This window comes from Kitasatospora sp. NPDC033851 (assembly GCF_055576085.1).
The window spans coordinates 16,058-37,896 of sequence record NZ_JBVIRL010000045.1; the positions used below are offsets into that span (position 1 = coordinate 16,058).

General features: G+C 75.0%; 2 protein-coding genes. Both read left to right on the top strand.

Annotation, left to right across the window (positions count from 1 at the left end):
- The first annotated feature begins 76 nt into the window (after window positions 1-76).
- Window positions 77-12,040 (top strand): SDR family NAD(P)-dependent oxidoreductase, encoded by an 11,964-nt coding sequence (locus tag ACZ51D_RS40695; protein WP_465665319.1) that lies wholly within the window; start codon window positions 77-79, stop codon window positions 12,038-12,040.
- 497 nt (window positions 12,041-12,537) lie between these two features.
- The coding region (locus ACZ51D_RS40700) for a type I polyketide synthase (RefSeq protein WP_465665321.1) at window positions 12,538-21,839 on the top strand (9,302 nt) is incomplete at its 3' end.

The following is a 21,839-nucleotide window of genomic DNA, read 5'->3' on the forward strand; positions in this document are numbered from 1 at the left end:
CGGCCCGCAACCACCTGAAGCCATCAAGGACGGCCGCCACCAAGGACGGCCGTCATCAACAGGGTGAGGTTCCACAGTGTCCCAGGAAAAGCTCCTCGACTATCTGAAGCGCGTCACGGCGGATCTGCACCAGACCCGTCAGCGGCTGCGCGAGGCGGAGGCGGGCGAATCCGAGCCGATCGCCCTGGTGTCGATGAGCTGCCGGTTCGCGGGAGGGGTGAACTCGCCCGAGGACCTGTGGCAGCTGGTGGCCGAGGGCCGCGACGCGATCGGCGACTTCCCGGCCGACCGCGGGTGGGACACCGACGCGCTCTTCGACGACGACCCGGACCAGCAGGGCACCAGCTACACCCGCCAGGGCGGATTCCTCTACGAGGCGACCGAGTTCGACGCCGCGTTCTTCGGCATCAGCCCGCGTGAGACCCTCGCCATGGACCCGCAGCAGCGCCTGCTGCTGGAGTCCTCCTGGGAGGTGCTGGAGCGCGCCGGCATCGACCCGACCTCGCTCAAGGGCAGCCGCACCGGAGTCTTCGCGGGCACCAACGGCCAGGACTACGGCGACCTGCTCCACCAGGTGCCGCAGGGCGTCGAGGGCTACACCCTGACCGGCAACGCGGCGAGCGTGCTCTCCGGTCGCCTGTCCTACGCCTTCGGCCTGGAGGGGCCGGCCGTCACCGTCGACACGGCCTGCTCGTCCTCGCTGGTCGCCGTGCACCTGGCCGCGCAGGCGCTGCGCCAGCACGAGTGCTCGCTCGCGCTGGCCGGCGGCGTCACCGTGATGTCCAGCCCGCGGGCGTTCGTGCAGTTCAGCCGCCAGCGGGGCCTGGCAGCCGACGGCCGCTGCAAGTCCTTCGCCGCCGCCGCCGACGGCACCGGCTGGGGCGAGGGCGTCGGCATGCTCCTGCTGGAGCGGCTCTCCGACGCGCGGCGCAACGGCCACCCGGTGCTGGCGGTGCTCCGCGGCTCCGCCGTCAACCAGGACGGCGCCTCCAACGGCCTGACCGCGCCGAACGGCCCCTCCCAGCAGCGGGTGATCCGCCAGGCCCTCGCCGATGCGGGCCTCACCCCAGCCCAGGTGGACGCGGTCGAGGCGCACGGCACCGGCACCGTCCTCGGCGACCCGATCGAGGCGCAGGCGCTGCTCGCCACGTACGGGCTGGAGCGACCGGCCGAGCAGCCGCTCTGGCTCGGCTCCATCAAGTCCAACCTCGGCCACACCCAGGCCGCCGCCGGCGTCGCCGGCATCATCAAGATGGTGCTCGCCATGCAGCACGGCCTGCTCCCGCAGACCCTGCACGTGGACGAGCCGTCCCCGCACGTCGACTGGGCGGCCGGCGGCGTGCGCCTGCTCGACCGGTCCCGGGAGTGGCCGCGGACGGGCGAGCCGCGCCGCGCGGGCGTCTCCTCGTTCGGCGTCAGCGGCACCAACGCGCACGCCATCATCGAGCAGGCCCCGGCCCCGGCCACCACCGATACGCCCGGGACCACCGACACGCCCGGGATCACCGACACGCCCGGGACCACCGATACGCCCGCGTCCGCGGACACACCGGTGCCGCCCGCCGTGCTGCCGTACCTGGTCTCCGGGCGGACGGCCGAGGCCCTGCGCGCCCAGGCCGCCCGCCTCCGGGCCCACCTGGACGCCGTGCCCGCACCCGCGCCCGCCGACCTCGCACACTCGCTCGCCACCGGCCGTGCCGCGCTCGACCACCGGGCCGCCGTGCTCGCCGCCGACCGCACCGAACTGCTGGCGGGCCTGGACGCGCTGGCCGCCGGCGTGTCCGCACCCCAGCTGGTGCAGGGCGTCGCGGCCGCCGAGGGCCGGACCGCCTTCCTGTTCACCGGCCAGGGCAGTCAGCGGGCCGGCATGGGCGAGGAGCTGTACGCGGCGTACCCGGCGTACCGGGAGGCGTTCGACGCGGTCTGTGCCGAACTCGACCCGCTGCTGGACCGTCCCCTGCGCGAGGCGATCGCCGACCCGGCCCTGATCGACGAGACGGCGTACGCCCAGCCCGCGCTGTTCGCGCTCGAGGTGGCGCTGTTCCGCCTGCTGGAGAGTTGGGGCCTCGGCGTCGACCTGCTCGCCGGTCACTCGATCGGCGAGCTGGCCGCCGCGCACGTCGCCGGGGTGTTCTCGCTCCCCGACGCGGCGCGGCTTGTCGCGGCGCGCGGCCGGCTGATGCAGGCGCTGCCGCGCGGCGGCGCGATGGTCGCCGTCGAAGCGGCGGAGGACGAGGTGCTGCCGCTGCTGACCGACGGTGTCGGCATCGCCGCGGTCAACGGCCCGACGTCCGTGGTGATCTCGGGTGCCGAGACCGCCGTGGTCGAGATCGCCGAGAAGCTCGCCGCCGACGGCCGCCGCACCAAGCGGCTGACGGTCAGCCACGCCTTCCACTCTCCGCTGATGGACGGCATGCTCGACGAGTTCCGGGCCGTTGCGGAGCAGGTGGTGTACGAGGCGCCGCGGATACCGATCGTCTCCACCGTCACCGGCGGCACGCTCTCCGCCGAGGAGATCCGCGACCCCGAGTACTGGGTGCGGCACGTCCGCGAGGCCGTCCGCTTCCACGACGCCGTGCGCCGGCTCCGGGCCGGCGGCGTCACCACGTTCCTGGAGGTCGGCCCCGACGGCGTGCTCACCGCCCTCGCCGAGCAGAGCCTCGACGCGGACGGCACGCCCGCCGCGCTGATCGCCGCCCTGCGCGCCGGTCGCCCCGAGGCGGCGAACGTGCTAGCCGCCGCCGCCCGCGCCCACGTCCACGGCGCAACGCCGGACTGGCACGCCGTCGGCCGGCCCTGGGGCGGCCACCGGATCGACCTGCCCACGTACGCCTTCCAGCGCCGCCGCCACTGGCCCGAGCCGCCGGCCGGCTGGCCGGTCGACGTCACCTCCGCGGGCCTCGGCGCCGCCGACCACCCGCTGCTCGGCGCCGCCGTCGCCCTCGCCGACGCCGACGGCGTGCTCTTCACCGGCCTGCTCTCCCGGCAGACCCACCCCTGGCTCGCCGACCACGCCGTGATGGGCACCGTGCTGCTCCCCGGCACCGCCTTCGTCGAACTCGCCGTCCGCGCCGGCGACCACGTCGGCGCCCCGCACCTCGCCGAACTCACCCTCCAGGCCCCGTTGGTGCTCCCTGAGCACGGCGCCGTGCAGATCCAGCTCGCCGTCGGCGAGGCGGACGGCACCGGCACCCGCCCGTTCACCCTGCACTCCCGGCCCGAGCCCGACGCCGCCGCCACCGGCGCCGCGCCCACGGCCGAGTACGCCTGGACCCGGCACGCCGCCGGTCTGCTCGCCCCACCCGCCGACGACCGCCCCGCCGAACCGCTCGGCGTGGACACCTGGCCGCCCGCCGGCGCCGTCCCGGTCCCCGTCGACGGCCTGTACGACTACCTCGCCGACGCCGGCTTCGACTACGGCCCGGCCTTCCAGGGCCTCACCGCCGCCTGGCAGCTCGGCGACGAGATCCACGCCGAGGTCCGCCTGCCCGAGCCGCACCGAGCCGACGCCCGCCACTTCGGCCTCCACCCCGCCCTGCTCGACGCCGCCCTGCACGGCGTCGGCATGGGCAGCCTGTTGGCGCCCAGCGAGTCCGGCCGTCTGCCGTTCGCCTGGCGCGGCGTCACCCTGCACGCCTCCGGCGCCGACCGCCTGCGCGTCCGCCTCGCCCCGGCCGGCGAGGACGCCGTCGCGGTCACCGTCGCCGACACCACCGGCGCGCCCGTCGCCGCCGTCGAGTCGCTGCTGCTGCGCCCCGTCACCGCCGCCCAGGTGCACGCTGCCCGGGCCGTCCACCACGAGTCGCTGTTCACCGTCGCCTGGCAGCCCGGCACCCCCGGCGAACCCGCCGCCACCGGCTGGGCCCTGCTCGACACCGGACGGGCGGCCCTGGCCGCCGCTCCCGCCCTGCCGGTCCACCCCGGGCCGGCCGAGCTCGCCGCCGCAGTCCGCGCCGGCGCCGAGGCGCCGCACACGGTCGTCGCCCTGCTCGCCGGCCCCGCCGCCGGCGAGCCGGGCGCCGAGGACACACCTGGCGCCGCGCACGCCGTCGCCACCCGAGGGCTCACCCTGGTGCAGCAGTGGCTCGCCGAGGACGCCCTCGCCGAGGTCCGCCTCGTCCTCGCCACCCGCGGCGCCGTCGCCGTCCACCCCGGCGAGGACGTCACCGACCTCGCCGCCGCCACCGTCTGGGGCCTGGTGCGCTCCGCCCAGTCCGAACACCCCGGGCGCCTCGTCCTCGCCGACCTGGACGACGACCCGGCCGGCCCGGACCGCCTGCTCGCCGCCCTCGCCGCCGACGAACCGCAGCTCGCCCTCCGGGCAGGCGCCCTCCACGTCCCCCGCCTCACCCGGACCGCGGGCGACCCCGCCGCCGGGCAGGGCGCCCCGACCGGCCTCGGCGCCCTCGACCCCGACGGGACCGTCCTGGTCACCGGCGCCACCGGCACCCTCGGCACCCTCGTCGCCCGCCACCTGGTCACCGAGCACGGCGCCCGGCACCTGCTGCTGCTCTCCCGGCGAGGCATCGAGGCACCCGGCGCCGCCGAACTCGCCGCCGAACTCGCCGAGGCGGGCGCCGCCGTCACCCTCACCGCCTGCGACACCGCCGACCGCGACGCCCTCGCCCGGGTGCTCGCCGACATCCCCGCCGCACACCCGCTCACCGCCGTGGTGCACACCGCGGGCGTCCTCGACGACGGCATCGTCGACGCGCTCACCCCCGAGCGCCTCGCCACCGTGCTGCGGCCCAAGGCCGACGCCGCCTGGCACCTGCACGAGCTGACGGCCGGACACGACCTCGCCGCCTTCGTGCTCTTCTCGGCCGCCGCCGCCGCCCTCGGCGGCCCCGGCCAGGCCAACTACGCCGCCGCCAACGCCTTCCTGGACGCGCTCGCCCACCACCGGCAGGCCCGCGGCCTGCCCGCCACCTCGCTCGCCTGGGGCCTGTGGGCCGAACGCAGCGGAATGACCGGCACCCTGGACAGCGCCGACCTGCAGCGCATCAGCCGCGCCGGCGTCGCCGCACTGTCCTCCGCCGAGGGCCTGGCCCTGCTGGACACCGCCACCGCTCTCGGCGGCGCCGGCTACGTGCCGATGCGCCTCGACACCGCCGGACTCCGCGGCCAGGCCGCCTCCCCGGCGCTGCCGGCCCTGCTGCGCGGCCTGGTCCGCGCCCCCGCCCGCCCGGCCGCGCGGACCGCCGCCGGCACCGGCGCGGCCGACCCGGGCCACCGGTTCGCCGCGCTGCCCGCCGACGAACGGGCCAGGGCCCTGCTCGGCCTGCTCACCGGCGAGGTCGCCGCGGTCCTCGGCCACACCGGCGCCGACGCCGTCGACCCCGCCCGCGCCTTCAAGGAACTCGGCTTCGACTCGCTCACCGCGGTCGAACTGCGCAACCGCCTGACCGCCGCCACCGGCCTGCGGCTGCCCGCCACCCTCGTCTTCGACTACCCGACCCCGCAGGCCCTCGCCGACCACCTCGACACCCGGCTCGCCGGCTCGGCCGGCCCCGCCGCCGCACCACCGGCCGCCGCGGTCGTCGTCGACGACGACCCGATCGCCATCGTCGGCCTGGCCTGCCGCTACCCCGGCGGGGTCAGCACGCCCGAGGAGCTGTGGCAGCTGGTCGCCGAAGGCGGCGACGGCGTCTCCGCCTTCCCGGCCGACCGCGGCTGGCCGCTCGAGGCCCTCTACGACCCGGACCCCGAGCGCCCCGGCACCTCCTACGCCCGCGAGGGCGGCTTCCTGCACGAAGCCGCCGACTTCGACCCGGCGTTCTTCGGCATCAACCCGCGCGAGGCGCTCGCCATGGACCCGCAGCAGCGGCTGCTGCTGGAGACCTCCTGGGAGGCGATCGAACGGGCCGGGATCGACCCGGCCTCGCTCAAGGGCAGCCGCACCGGCGTGTTCGCCGGCGTGATGTACCACGACTACGTCTCCCGGCTGCCCGCCATCCCGGAGGGCGTCGAGGGCTACCTCGGCACCGGCAGCTCGGGCAGCGTCGCCTCCGGCCGCGTCTCCTACACCTTCGGACTGGAGGGCCCCGCCGTCACCGTCGACACCGCGTGCTCCTCCTCCCTGGTCGCCCTCCACCTGGCCGCGCAGGCGCTGCGCAGCGGCGAGTGCTCGCTCGCGCTGGCCGGCGGCGTGACCGTGATGTCCACCCCCGACACCTTCGTCGACTTCAGCCGCCAGCGGGGGCTCGCCGCCGACGGCCGCTGCAAGTCCTTCTCCGCGGCCGCCGACGGCACCAGCTGGGCCGAGGGCGCCGGCATGCTCCTGGTCGAACGGCTCTCCGACGCGCGCCGCAACGGGCACCCCGTACTGGCCGTCGTCCGCGGCACCGCCGTCAACCAGGACGGTGCCTCCAACGGCCTCACTGCGCCGAACGGGCCCTCCCAGCAGCGTGTCATCCAGCAGGCCCTCGCCAACGCCGGACTCGCGCCGACCCAGGTCGACGCGGTCGAGGCACACGGCACCGGCACCGTCCTCGGCGACCCGATCGAGGCGCAGGCGCTGCTCGCCACGTACGGGCAGGGCCGTTCCGCCGACCGGCCGCTCTGGCTCGGCTCCATCAAGTCCAACCTCGGCCACACCCAGGCCGCCGCCGGCGTCGCCGGCATCATCAAGATGGTCATGGCGATGCGCCACGGCGTGCTGCCGCGGACCCTGCACGTCGACGAGCCCTCGCCGCACGTCGACTGGACCGCCGGGGCGGTCGAACTGCTCACCGAGGCCCGCCCGTGGCCCGAGACCGGCGCGCCGCGCCGGGCCGGCGTCTCGTCCTTCGGCGTCAGCGGCACCAACGCCCACGCCATCATCGAGCAGACCCCCGAGGAGGCCGGCGCCGAACCGCCTGCCGAGCCGGCCGAGGGCGCCCCGAGCGGCGGCGCCACGGTGCCGTGGGTGCTCTCCGCCAGGACCGCGGAGGCCCTGGTCGAGCAGGCCGACCGCCTGCACCGGAGGCTGGCGGAGGACCCGGCCTGGCAGCCCGCCGACGTCGCGCACTCCCTCGCCACCACCCGCACCGGCCTCGACCGGCGGGCCGCCGTCATCGGCAGCAGCCGCACCGAACTGCTGGCCGGCCTGGCGGCCCTCGCCCGCGGCGGCACCGCCCGGGCCGAGGGCACGGTGGCCGGAGGCCGGACGGCGTTCCTGTTCGCGGGGCAGGGGAGTCAGCGGGTCGGGATGGGCGGGGAGCTGTATGCCTCCTACCCGGTGTTCGCGGCTGCGTTCGATGCGGTGTGCGTGGAGTTGGATCCGCTGTTGGGGCGTCCGCTGCGTGAGGCGGTCGCGGATGCGGAGCTGATCAGCGAGACGGGGTTCACGCAGCCGGCGTTGTTCGCGCTGGAGGTGGCGCTGTTCCGGTTGGTCGAGTCGTGGGGTGTGCGGCCGGACTTCCTGGCGGGGCATTCGATCGGTGAGTTGGCCGCGGCGCATGTGGCGGGCGTGTTCTCGCTGGCGGATGCGTGCCGGCTGGTGGCGGCCCGTGGCCGGTTGATGCAGGCGCTGCCGCGCGGCGGCGCGATGGTGGCGGTGGAGGCGTCCGAGGAGGAGGTGCTGCCGCTGCTGACCGACGGTGTGGGCATGGCGGCGGTCAATGGGCCGACCTCGGTGGTGGTTTCGGGTGTCGAGGGCGCGGTTTCGGCTGTGGTGGCCGGTCTGGAGGGGCGGAGGTCGAAGCGGCTCACCGTCAGTCATGCGTTCCATTCGCCGCTGATGGACGGCATGCTGGCGCAGTTCCGTGCGGTGGCCGCTGAGGTGGTTTTCGCGGAGCCGCGGATCCCGATCGTGTCGACCCTGACCGGTTCGCTCGTGTCGGCTGAGTTGACCGACCCCGAGTACTGGGTGCGGCATGTTCGCGAGGCCGTCCGCTTCGCCGACGCGGTGCACGTGCTGGAGGGCGAAGGCGTCCGGACGTTCCTGGAGCTGGGCCCGGACGGCACGCTCAGCGCGATGGCAGGGCAGTGCCTCGCCGAGGACACCGACGCCGTCCTCACCCCCGCCCTGCGCCGCGACCGCCCCGAGCCGGAGAGCTTCACCACCGCGCTCGCCCGACTCCACGTCCGCGGCACGGGGCTGGACTGGCAGGCCGTCCTCGCCGGTACCGGCGCCCGCCGCATCGACCTGCCGACCTACCCCTTCCAGCGCGAGCGGTACTGGCTGGAGGCGCCCGCCTTCCGGGCCGCGGACGTGGCGTCGGCGGGCCTGGTCGCACCCGAGCACCCTCTCCTCGGGGCCGCGGCCCCGCTGGCCGAGTCCGACGGCTACCTGTTCACCGGGCGGCTCGCCGTCGACACCCACCCGTGGCTGGCCGACCACGCCGTCTCCGGCACCGTGCTGCTGCCCGGCACCGCCTTCGTCGAGCTCGCGCTGCGGGCCGGCGAACAGGTCGGCTGCGCGCGACTCGAGGAACTCACCCTGGAGTCGCCCCTGGTGCTGCCCGGCGCCGAGGCGCTGCAGTTCCAGCTCTGGGTGGGTGCCGCCGCAGAGGACGGCGGCCGGCCGGTGAGCCTGTACTCCCGGCCCGAACACGCCGATCCCGACGAGCCGTGGACCCGGCACGCCGGCGGGGCCCTGGCCGCCGCCTCCGACGGCGCCGCGGCCGCCGAACTCACCGCGTGGCCGCCGCCCGGCGCGGAACCGGTCGCGGTGGACGGCCTCTACGAGCGGCTGGCCTCGGGCGGCTTCGCGTACGGGCCCGCGTTCCAGGGGCTGACCGCCGCCTGGCGGCTCGGCGAGGAGGTCTTCGCCGAGGTCGCGCTGCCGCCGACGGCCGAGGCGGACGGCAGCCTGTTCGGCCTCCACCCGGCACTGCTCGACGCCGCGCTGCACGGCACGTTCCTGCAGGGCAGCGGCGGCGACCAGGGCAGGCTGCCGTTCTCCTGGAGCGGAGTCGCCCTGCACGCCGTCGGCGCGACCGCGCTCCGCGTGCGGATCACCCCTCAGGGCGCCGACACCATCGCCCTCGCGCTCGCCGACGCCACCGGCCGCCCGGTCGCCACCGTCGACTCCCTGCTGCTGCGCCCGGTCGCCGTCGATCAGCTGCGGGGCGCCCGCGCCACGCACCACGACGACCTGTTCGAGGTCGCATGGGCACCGCTGTCCGCGGACGGCACCGACCGGCCGACCGCCGCACTGGCCGTCATCGGCACCCCCGGGCAGGCCGACGCGGCCGAGGAACTGCACCGGAGCCTGCGGGCCGCCGCAATCGCCGCCGAGACGTACCCGGACCTCGCCGCACTCGCCGCCGCCGTCGCGGCGGGCGCCCCCGTGCCCGGGTTCGTGCTCGCCCCCTTCGGCACCCCGTTCCCGGCGGACGACCCGGGCCGGCCGCCCGCCGACACCGTCCGTACCGCCGTCCACCGGGCCCTGGCCCTCGCCCAGGGCTGGCTCGACCAGCAGGCCCTCGCCGACGCCCGCCTCGTGGTCGTCACCCACGGCGCGGTCGCCGCCGCGCCCGGCGAGCGGGGCGACGACCTGGCCGGTGCCGCGCTGCGCGGCCTGCTGCGCTCCGCGCAGGCCGAGAACCCGGACCGCTTCCTCCTGCTCGACCTGGACCGGACCGCCGACTCCGCCGCGGCGCTGCCGACCGCTCTGCCCACGGCGGTGTCCCGCGGTGAGAGCGAACTGGCCGTCCGGCACGGCGAACCGTTCGCCCCCCGACTGGCCCGGATCGCCACCGACGCAGCGCTGACCCCGCCGGAGGACGCCGTCGCCTGGCGGCTCGGCATCCCGGCCAAGGGCACCCTGGAGAACCTGGAGCTCATCGAGTTCCCGCCCGCCGTCGCCCCGCTGGAGCCCGGCTACATCCGCATCGGCGTCCGTGCCACCGGCCTCAACTTCCGGGACGTCCTCAACGCCCTCGGCATGTACCCGGGCAACGCCGGCCTGCTCGGACTGGAGGGCGCCGGCGTCGTCCTCGAGGTCGGCCCCGGCGTCACCGACCTCGCCGTCGGCGACCGGGTGTTCGGCATGCTCTCCGGCGGCTTCGCACCCGTCACGGTCACCGACCGCCGGATGGTCGCCCCGATGCCCGCCGACTGGAGCTTCGCCGAGGCGGCCTCCGTCCCGGTGGTCTTCCTCACCGCCTACTACGCGCTGACCGACCTGGCCGACCTGCAGCCCGGCGAGTCCCTGCTGGTCCACGCCGCGGCCGGCGGTGTCGGCATGGCCGCCGTGCAACTCGCCCGCCACCTGGGCGCCGAGGTGTTCGGCACCGCCAGTGCCGGCAAGTGGGATGCCGTGCGCGCACTCGGCCTCGACGACAGCCACCTCGCGTCCTCCCGCGACCTGGACTTCGAAGAGCACTTCCGCACCGCCACCGGCGGCCGCGGCGTCGACGTCGTCCTCGACTCGCTCGCCCGGGAGTTCGTCGACGCCTCGCTGCGGCTGCTGCCGCGCGGCGGGCGCTTCATCGAAATGGGCAAGACCGACATCCGCGACGCCGACCTGGTCGCCGCCGAGCACCCCGGCGTCCGCTACCGTGCCTTCGACCTGATCGAGGCCGGCCCGGACCGCATCAACGAGATGCTCACCGCCGTCGTCGACCTGTTCGCACAGGGCGCCCTCCGGCACCTGCCCGTCACCACCTGGGACATCCGGCGCGCCCCCGAGGCGTTCCGGTACGTCAGCCAGGCCAGGCACATCGGCAAGGTCGTCATCACCGTCCCGCCGCCGCTCGACCCGGACGGCACCGTCCTGGTCACCGGTGCCACCGGCACCCTCGGCGCGCTCGTCGCCCGCCACCTGGTGACCCGGCACGGGGTCAGGCACCTGCTGCTCACCAGCCGGCGCGGTGCCGACGCCCCCGGCGCGGCCGAGCTCAGCGCCGAACTGACCGCCCTCGGCGCCCGGGTGACCGTCGCCGCCTGCGACGCCGCCGACCGCTCCGCGCTCGCCGACCTGCTCGCCGCCGTCCCCGCCGCCCACCCGCTGACAGCCGTGGTCCACACGGCGGGCGTCATCGACGACGGCGTGGTCGGCTCGCTCACCCCCGACCGGCTGGACGCCGTGCTGCGCCCGAAGGTCGACGCCGCACTCCACCTCCACGAGCTCACCGCGTCCGCGGACCTCGCCGCGTTCGTCCTCTTCTCCTCCGTCGCCGGCACCTTCGGCGGCGCCGGCCAGGGCAACTACGCGGCCGCCAACGCCTTCCTCGACGCACTGGCCGGTCACCGGCGCGCCGCCGGCCTCGCCGGGCTGTCCCTCGCCTGGGGCCTGTGGGCGGAGAGCAGCGGCATGACCGGCACCCTCGACGCGGCCGATCTCCAGCGGATGGCCCGCGGCGGCATCACCCCGCTCGGCTCCGCCCAGGGCCTGGACCTGCTCGACACCGCGGCGACGCTCGGCCGCGCCGCCCTCGCCCCGGTGGGCCTGGACGTCGCCGGGCTGCGCGCCCACGCCGACCCCTCCGCCGTCCCGCCGCTGCTGCGCGGGCTGGTCCGGGCCACGGCCCGCCGCACTCCCCGGGCCGCCGCGGCGGCGGCGGCCGACCAGGCCCGGACACTCGAACAGCGGCTCGCCGGACTGGACGAGGAGGGCCGCCGCACGCTGCTGCTGGATCTGGTCCGCACCCAGGTCGCGGCGGTCCTCGGCCACTCCGGCCCGGACGCGGTCGAGGCCGAACGGGCCTTCAAGGAGCTCGGCTTCGACTCCCTGACCGGCGTCGAACTACGCAACCGGATGAACACCGCCACCGGTCTGCGCCTCTCGGCAACGCTGGTGTTCGACTTCCCGACGCCCGCGGCCCTCGCCGAGCTGCTGTTCACCGAGACCGCCCCCGCGGCGGACGCCTCGGCCCGCCCGCTGCTTGCCGAACTCGACCGTCTGGAGGCCGCGTTCGCTGCCGCCCCCGCCCCGGGCGACGACCTTCGCAGCACCCTCTCCGTCCGCCTGCAGGCCCTGCTCGGCCGCCTCGCGGCCGTCGAGGAGCCGGCCGCCCCGGCCGTCGACACCGAACAGCTGCGCGCCGCCTCCGACGAGGAGCTGTTCGCCTTCATCAACGACCAGCTCGGCCGCTCCCAGGACGCCGGCTGAGGCAGGAGCCGGCCACGGCCCGGGGCCCCGGGGCAGCACCGACGGTGCCGCCCCGGGGCCCCGGGCATCCGCTCAGCTTCCCGGCACCGCCCGGGTCCAGCGGTTGAGCGTCCCGCTCGGGTCGTCGTAGGTGAGCCACGTCCTGTCGCCGACGCCCGGGAGCCGCACCGATTCCTTCAGCCGTGCAGTGATCGACGTGCCGGCCGAGGTAGCGGGCCGGCCCGACACCGCGACCTGCGGCGGCCACCTTCGGCGGGGGCGGTACGGCAAAGCCCCACCTAGGGGCCGGATAGGGGTTGAGAGCGCCCCCGCCGAACCATAATCTCGCAAAGCGAAATGCAATAGGCGATCTGGCAAAAGCTCCTGGTGCCCGAAGTTGCCGACAACTTCGCCCGGGGGATTTCCACTGGCCATGGGCCATTGCTGTGAAATTCCCGCCGGTGAGAAATCCGTCGAATGACGCGAGCCGACTGGATGCGTTGAAGAGGTGGCATGTCATGGCGAATGAAGAGGCACTTCGCGACTACCTCAAGTGGGTGACGGCCGATCTGGCCCAGACCCGCCAGCGGCTCCAGGAGGTGGAGGCGGCGGACCACGAGCCGGTCGCGATCATCGGCATGAGCTGCCGGTTCCCCGGGAACGTCGGCTCCCCCGAGGAGTTGTGGCAGCTCGTCAGCGAGGGCCGCGACGCCGTCGACGGCTTCCCCGCCAACCGCGGCTGGGACCTCGGCGCGATCTACCACCCCGACCCGGACAACCCCGGCACCTCGTACGTCGCCGAGGGCGGCTTCCTGCACGGCGCCACCGAGTTCGACCCCGGATTCTTCGGCATATCGCCGCGCGAGGCGATGGCGATGGACCCGCAGCAGCGCCTGCTGCTCGAAACCTCCTGGGAGGCATTCGAGCGCGCCGGAATCGACCCGGCCGCGCTGCGCGGCAGCCGCACCGGCGTCTTCGCCGGCGTGATCTACCACAACTACGCCGCCCGCCTGCACTCCGTACCGGAGGGCGTCGAGGCATTCCTCGGTACCGGCAGCTCCGCGAGCATCGCCTCCGGCCGGGTCGCCTACGCGCTGGCCCTGGAAGGCCCCGCCGTCACCATCGACACCGCCTGCTCGTCCTCCCTGGTGGCCCTGCACCTCGCCGTGCAGTCGCTGCGCAGCGGCGAGTCCACCCTGGCCCTGGCCGGCGGTGTGACCGTGATGTCCACCCCCGAGGCCTTCGTCGACTTCAGTCGCCAGCGCGGCCTGGCCGTGGACGGCCGCTGCAAGGCGTTCTCCGCCGATGCGGACGGCACCGGCTGGGGCGAAGGGGTGGGCATGCTGCTCCTGGAGCGGCTGTCCGACGCGCGGCGCAACGGCCACCCGGTACTGGCGGTCGTCCGCGGCACCGCCGTCAACCAGGACGGCGCCTCGAACGGCCTGACGGCGCCGAACGGCCCCTCGCAGCAGCGCGTCATCAAGCAGGCCCTGGAGAACGCCCGCCTGACCGCCCGGCAGGTCGACGCCGTCGAGGCCCACGGCACCGGCACCACCCTCGGCGACCCGATCGAGGCACAGGCCCTGATCGCCACCTACGGACAGGACCGCCCCGAGGACCGGCCGCTGCTGCTCGGCTCGGTGAAGTCCAACCTGGCCCACACCCAGGCCGCCGCCGGCGTCGCGGGCGTCATCAAGATGGTCATGGCGATGCGGCACGGCGTGCTGCCCCGGACCCTGCACGCCGACCGGCCGTCCCCGCACGTCGACTGGGCCGCCGGCGCCGTCCGCGTCCTCACCGAGGACACGGCCTGGCCCGAGACCGGTGAGCCGCGCCGCGCCGGTGTCTCGTCCTTCGGCTTCAGCGGCACCAATGCGCACGCCGTCCTGGAGCAGGCGCCGGCGGTGGAGGCGCTTCCCGATGCGGTGGATGTGCCCGCGGTGGATGTGCCCGCGGTGCCTGGGCCGGTGCCGGTGGTGCTGTCGGGCCGTACCGAGCAGGCTCTGCGGGAGCAGGCCGGTCGGTTGGCGCGGCGGCTGGCGGCCGATCCGGGTCTGGCGCTGACCGATGTGGCGTTCACGCTGGCGACGGCCCGTTCGGCGTTCGAGCAGCGGGCGGCGCTGGTCGGTGATGACCGGGCGCGGTTGCTGGCCGGTCTGGAGGCGCTGGCCGCGGGCGGCTCGGCAGGGGTTCGTGGGGTTGCGGGGACGGGTGGCCGGACGGCGTTCCTGTTCGCGGGGCAGGGGAGTCAGCGGGTCGGGATGGGCTTCGAGTTGTATGCCTCTTACCCGGTGTTCGCGGCTGCGTTCGACGCGGTGTGCGCTGAACTGGACCCGCTGCTGGACCGTCCGCTGCGTGAGGCGATCGCGGATGCGGAGCTGATCAGCGAGACCGGGTTCACGCAGCCGGCGCTGTTCGCGCTGGAGGTGGCGCTGTTCCGGCTGGTCGAATCCTGGGGTGTGCGGCCGGACTTCCTCGCCGGTCACTCGATCGGTGAGCTGGCCGCGGCGCATGTGGCGGGCGTGTTCTCGCTGGCGGACGCATGCAGGCTGGTGGCGGCGCGCGGCCGGTTGATGCAGGCGCTGCCGCGCGGCGGCGCGATGGTGGCGGTGGAGGCGTCCGAGGAGGAGGTGCTGCCGCTGCTGACCGACGGTGTGGGCATTGCGGCGGTCAATGGGCCGGCCTCGGTGGTGGTTTCGGGTGTCGAGGGCGCGGTTTTGGCTGTGGTGGCCGGTCTGGAGGGGCGGAGGTCGAAGCGGCTGGCGGTCAGTCACGCCTTCCATTCGCCGCTGATGGACGGCATGTTGGCGGAGTTCCGTGCGGTGGCTGCCGGGGTGGTTTTCGCGGCGCCGCGGGTCCCGATCGTGTCGACGCTGACCGGTTCGCTCGTGTCGGCCGAGTTGACCGACCCCGAGTACTGGGTGCGGCACGTTCGCGAGGCCGTCCGCTTCGCCGACGCGGTGCACGTGCTGGAGGGCGAAGGCGTCCGGACGTTCCTGGAGCTGGGCCCGGACGGCACGCTCAGCGCCATGGCAGGGCAGTGCCTCGCCGAGGACACCGACGCCGTCCTCACCCCCGCCCTGCGCCGCGACCGCCCCGAGCCGGAGAGCTTCACCACCGCGCTCGGCCAACTCCACGTGCTCGGTGCGAAGGTCGACTGGCAGGCGGTGTTCGCGGGCACGGGTGCCCGCCGGGTGGACCTGCCCACCTACGCCTTCCAGCGCGAGGCGTACTGGATCGACCGGACGGCACCCGTGGTCGGGGACGCGCGGGCGATCGGTCTGGGGTCCGCCGACCACCCGCTGCTGGGCGCGGCCGTTGCGCTCGCCGACAGCGACGGCTTCTTCTTCTCCGGCCGTCTCTCCGTGCAGACCCATCCCTGGCTGGCAGAGCATGCCGTCGGCGGCAGCATCCTGCTGCCCGGCACGGCCTTCGTCGAGCTCGCGATCCGGGCCGGCGACCACGTCGGCTGTGACCGCCTGGACGAGCTGACCCTTGAAGCCCCGTTGGTGCTCCCCGAGCGGGGCGGCGTGCAGGTCCAGCTCTGGATCGGGCAGGCGGACGGCACGGGTGCGCGACCGCTGTCCGTGTACTCGCGGCCCGAGGACGCGGACGACGACGCGGTGTGGACGCGCCACGCCGACGGACTGCTGTCGAGCGGCGCGCGCCCGGCCGCGGACGCCGCCTTCGCCGCAGCCTCCTGGCCGCCCGCAGACTCCGCGCCGGTGGACCTCACCGGCTTCTACGACGCCCTCGCCGCCTCCGACTTCGGCTACGGCCCGGTCTTCCGCGGGCTCGTCGCAGCCTGGGTGCGCGGCGAGGAGGTCTTCGCCGAGGTGGCGCTGCCCGAGGAGGCAGTCGCTGCGGCCGGTGCGTTCGGTCTGCACCCGGCCCTGCTCGACGCCGCGCTCCACGCGACCGCCCTCGCTACCACGGCGGACGCCGAGCAGGGCCGGGGCCGGCTTCCGTTCTCGTGGAACGGCGTGTCCCTGCACGCGGTCGGCGCCGCCACCCTCCGGGTCCGGATCGCCCCCGCCGGGCCCGAGTCGGTGACGCTGACGGCCGTCGACGCCACGGGGGCGCCGGTTGCCTCCGTGGCGTCGCTGATGCTTCGGCCGGTCTCCGCCGGCCAGCTGCACGGCGACGGCGCCCACCGTGCCGCCCAGCACGACGCACTCTTCTCCGTCGACTGGACCGAGGTCCACCTGCCCGCGCGGGCGGCTGACGAGGCCGAGCTCCACACCGTGGTGGGTGCGGACGGCCTCGGCCTCGCCGCCGCACTGCTCGCCGCCGGCCGCGCCGTCGACACCCCCCAGAGCCTCACCGCCCTCGTGGCGCGCCTCGAAGCCGACCGCGCGACACCGGCACCGGCCACCGTCCTCCTGCCGCTCGGCACCGTCGGCGTGCAGCTGTCCGCCGAGGCGGTGCGGACGGCGGTGCGGGAGGTGTTGGCGCTGGTGCAGGAGTGGTTGGCGGCGGATGTGTTCGCGGATTCGCGTCTGGTGGTGGTGACGCGGGGTGCAACGGATGCCACCGACCTGTCGTCCGCCGCGGTGCTGGGTCTGTTGCGTTCGGCGCAGTCGGAGAATCCGGGCCGGATCGTTCTGGTGGACGTGGACGGCGATGCCGAAGTGGGGCTGCTGCAGCGGGTGTTGGCGTGCGGTGAGCCGCAGGTGGCGTTGCGTGGCGGGGTGGTGCTTGCGCCGCGTCTGGCGCGTGCTGTGGCGGGTGGTGCTTCGGCGGGTGGTGCTTCGGCGCCGGTGTTGGATCCCGAGGGCACGGTGTTGGTGACGGGTGCGACGGGCACTTTGGGGGCGTTGTTCAGCCGTCATCTGGTGGTGGAGTACGGGGCTCGTCGTCTGTTGTTGGTGTCGCGTCGTGGCGAAGCGGCCCCGGGTGCGGTGGAGTTGGCGGCGGAGCTGGCCGGTCTGGGTGCGGAGGTGTCGTTCGCGGCGTGTGATGTCGCGGATCGTGCCGCGCTGGCGGCGGTGCTGGCGGGTGTGGAGTTGACCGCGGTCGTCCACACGGCGGGTGTGTTGGATGACGGGATCGTGCCGTCCCTGACGCCCGAGCGGTTGGATGCCGTGCTGCGTCCGAAGGTGGATGCGGCGTGGAACCTTCACGAGCTGACGAAGGACCGTCCGCTTGCCGCGTTCGTGCTGTTCTCCTCCGCGGCCGGGGTGTTCGGTGCGGCGGGTCAGGCGAACTACGCCGCTGCGAACGCCTTCCTGGATGCCCTCGCCGAGTACCGCCATGCCGCCGGGCTCCCGGCGACCGCTCTCGCCTGGGGCCTCTGGGCGGGCGGCATGGCCGCCGGGCTGGATGACGCGGACGTGCAGCGCATGGCCCGCGGCGGCGTGGCTCCGCTGACCGCGGAACTCGGACTCGCGCTGTTCGACGCCGCGCTGGCCCAGGACGCGGCTGCGCTGGTGCCGATCCGGCTCGACCAGGCGGGCCTGCGGGTCCAGGCCCGGGTCGGGCGACTGCCCGCCGTCCTGCGCGGGCTGGTCCGCACACCCAGCCGCCGCGCCGCCGAGGGTGCTGCGGCCTCCGCCGCCGGTGCGTCGCTGGTCGAGCGGCTGCTGACGCTCACCGAGGACGAGCAGCAGCGAGAACTGCTGGACCTCGTCCGGACCCAGGTCGCCCACGTGCTCGGCCACAGCGGCCCGCACGCCGTCGACCCGGCGAAGGCGTTCCGCGAGTCCGGATTCGACTCGCTGACCTCTGTGGAGCTGCGCAACCGGCTCAACGCGGCCACCGGCGTCCGGCTGCCCGCCACCGTCGTCTTCGACTACCCGACCCCGAACGCCGTGGCCGGCTACCTGCTGACCGAGGCGCTCGGCCTGCGCGACGCCGTCGTGGAGAGTGCGCCCGTGCGGGCCACCGCCCTCGCCGACGACCCGGTGGCGATCGTCGGCATGGCCTGCCGCTACCCCGGCGGCGTCCGTTCCCCCGAGGACCTGTGGCGGATGGTCGCGGGCGGCACGGACGGCATCTCCGCCTTCCCCACCGACCGGGGCTGGGACGTTGAGAACCTGTACCACCCCGACCCGGACCACCCCGGCACCTCGTACACGCGCGAGGGCGGTTTCCTCCACAACGCGAGCGAGTTCGACCCGGCGTTCTTCGGCATCTCGCCGCGCGAGGCGCTGGCGATGGACCCGCAGCAGCGGCTGCTGCTGGAGGCGTCCTGGGAGGCGTTCGAACGGGCCGGCATCGACCCCGAGACGGTCCGCGGCAGTCGCACCGGCGTCTTCGCCGGCGTGATGTACCACGACTACATCTCCCGCCTTCCCGCCATCCCACCGGGCGTCGAGGGCTACCTCGGCACCGGCAGTTCCGGCAGCATCGCGTCCGGCCGGGTCGCCTACGTGCTCGGACTGGAGGGCCCGGCCGTCACCGTCGACACCGCGTGCTCCTCCTCCCTGGTGGCCCTGCACTGGGCGATCCAGGCACTGCGCACCGGCGAGTGCACGCTCGCCCTGGCCGGCGGCGTGACCGTGATGTCCACCCCCGACACCTTCGTCGACTTCAGCCGCCAGCGCGGGCTCGCGCGGGACGGCCGCTGCAAGTCCTTCTCGGACGATGCGGACGGCACCGGCTGGGCCGAGGGAGTCGGCATGCTGCTCGTCGAGCGGCTCTCCGACGCCCGCCGCAACGGGCACCCGGTGCTCGGCATCGTGCGCGGCTCGGCGATCAACCAGGACGGCGCCTCGAACGGCCTGACCGCCCCCAACGGCCCCTCCCAGCAGCGGGTCATCCGCCAGGCCCTCGCCTCGGCCGGACTGTCGGCCGCCGAGGTCGACGCCGTCGAGGCGCACGGCACGGGCACCTCGCTCGGCGACCCGATCGAGGCCCAGGCACTGCTCGCCACGTACGGCCAGGCGCACAGCGACGACGAGCCCCTCTGGCTCGGCTCGGTGAAGTCCAACCTCGGCCACACCCAGGCCGCCGCCGGTGTCGCCGGCATCATCAAGATGGTCCTCGCGATGCGGCACGGCATGCTGCCGCAGACCCTGCACGTCGGTCGGCCGTCGACGCACGTCGACTGGACGGAGGGCGCCGTCGAACTGCTCACCGAGGCCCGGCCGTGGCCCGAGACCGGGCGGCCGCGTCGCGCCGGCATCTCCTCGTTCGGCGTCAGCGGTACCAACGCACACACCATCATCGAGCAGCCCCCCGCGGCGCCCACACCCACCGACGACCGCCCCACGTCCGGGCCGCGTCCGCTGGTGCTGTCGGCCAGGAGCCCCGAGGCACTGCGCGCCCAGGCGGCCCGGCTCGCCGAGCACCTGAAGGAACTGCCGGCCTGGTCGCCCGTCGACCTCGCCCACTCGCTCGCCACCACCAGGACCACCTTCGACCACCGGGCGGCTCTGGTCGCCACCGAACCCGACCGGATCATCGAGCACCTGGCCTCCTTCACGGGCCTGGTCGAAGGACCGACGGGGACGGGTGGCCGGACGGCGTTCCTGTTCGCGGGGCAGGGGAGTCAGCGGGTCGGGATGGGCTTCGAGTTGTATGCCTCTTACCCGGTGTTCGCGGCTGCGTTCGATGCGGTGTGTGCGGAGTTGGATCCGCTGTTGGGGCGTCCGCTGCGCGGGGCGGTCGCGGATGCGGGGTTGATCGACGAGACGGGGTTCACGCAGCCGGCGTTGTTCGCGTTGGAGGTGGCGCTGTTCCGGTTGGTCGAGTCGTGGGGTGTGCGGCCGGACTTCCTGGCGGGGCATTCGATCGGTGAGCTGGCTGCGGCGCATGTGGCGGGTGTGTTCTCGCTGGCGGACGCGTGCCGGCTGGTGGCGGCGCGTGGCCGGTTGATGCAGGCGCTGCCGCGTGGTGGCGCGATGGTGGCCGTCCAGGCGGCGGAGGCCGACGTGCTGCCGCTGCTGACGGCCGAGGTGGGCATCGCTGCCGTCAACGGGCCGGCGTCCGTGGTGATCTCTGGCACCGAACAGGCCGTTCTGGATGTCGCGGAGAAGCTGGCGGCCGACGGCTGCCGGACCAGGCGGCTCACCGTCAGTCATGCGTTCCATTCGCCGCTGATGGACGGCATGCTGGCGGAGTTCCGTGCGGTGGCTGCCGGGGTGGTTTTCGCGGAGCCGCGGGTCCCGATCGTGTCGACGTTGACCGGTTCGCTTGTGTCGGCTGAGTTGACCGACCCTGAGTACTGGGTGCGGCATGTTCGCGAGGCTGTCCGCTTCGCTGACGCGGTGCACGTGCTGGAGGGCGAAGGCGTCCGGACGTTCCTGGAGCTGGGCCCGGACGGCACGCTCAGCGCCATGGCGCAGCACTGCCTCGCCGAGGACGCCGACGCCGTCCTCACCCCCGCCCTGCGCCGCGACCGCAGCGAGCCGGAGAGCTTCCAGACGGCGATGGCCCAGTTGCACGTGCGCGGCACGGCAATGGACTGGGCGGCGGTCTTCGCGGGCACGGGTGCCCGCCGGGTCGACCTGCCCACCTACGCCTTCCAGTACGAGCGCTACTGGCTGGAGGCCCCGCCGCTCCTGGTGGGCGACGCGGCCGCGGCCCAGCTCGGGCTGGATCTGGCGGAACATCCGCTGCTGGGCGCCTTCGTGGGGCTGGCGGACGGCGAGGGTGTCCTGTTCACCGGGCGGCTCGCGCTGGACGCGCAGCCATGGCTGGCCGACCACGCCGTTGCGGAGACCGTGCTGCTGCCGGGGACGGCGTTCGTCGAGCTGGCGGTGCACGCGGGAGACCAGGTCGGATGCGGGCGGGTCGAGGAACTGACCCTGGAGGCGCCGCTGGTGCTCCCGGTGCGCGGCGGTGTGCAGGTGCAGGTGTCGGTGGGGGCGCCGGATGCGGCGGGCCGCCGGTCGGTGGCCGTGTACTCGCGGGTCGAGGATGCGCCGCTCGACGAGCCGTGGCTGCGCCATGCCGCGGGCTTCCTGTCCCCGGCCGCCGCGGTTCCCGGACTCGACCTGGCCGAGTGGCCGCCGGCCGGTGCCGAGCCGCTCGCGGTGGACGGGGTATACGAGGCCTTCGCCACGGCCGGGTTCGCGTACGGGCCGGTGTTCCAGGGTCTGCGGGCGGCGTGGCGGCGGGACGGCGAGGTCTTCGCCGAGGTGGCCTTGCCGGAGGACCTCCGGCCGGAGGCCGCGGCGTACGGGCTGCACCCGGCGCTTCTGGATGCCGCACTCCACGCGGTGGGTGTCGGCGGGCTGCTGGCCGAGACCGGCCAGGGACGCCTGCCGTTCAGCTGGTCGGACGTGTCGCTGCTGGCCGGTGGTGCGGACGAACTGCGGGTGCGGATCGGCACGGCCGGTGCCGACGCGGTCTCGCTGGCGGTGGCGGACGCCACCGGCCGGGCGGTGGCCGTGGTCGGTTCGCTGGCCCTGCGGGCGTTCACCCCGGATCAGGTCGGGGCCACGGGCGGACATGAGGCGCTGTTCCGCCCGGACTGGGTACCGGTGCCGTTGCCCGTCGACGTTCAGGCGGGGGCGATCGGTGTCCTCGGCGTCCTGGGCGGGGACGGCCAGGGTCTGCCGGGCGCGCTGCTCTTCGCGGACCTGGCCTCGGTGGCCGGGAGCGGCGCGGTCCCGGACACACTGGTGTATCCCGTTCGCGCCATCCGTGGCGACGACCCGGTCGCCGCCACGCACACGGCGCTGCGGGAGGTGTTGGCGCTGGTGCAGGAGTGGTTGGCGGCGGATGTGTTCGCGGATTCGCGTCTGGTGGTGGTGACGCGGGGTGCAACGGATGCCACTGACCTGTCGTCCGCCGCGGTGCTGGGTCTGTTGCGTTCGGCGCAGTCGGAGAATCCGGGCCGGATCGTTCTGGTGGACGTGGACGGCGATGCCGA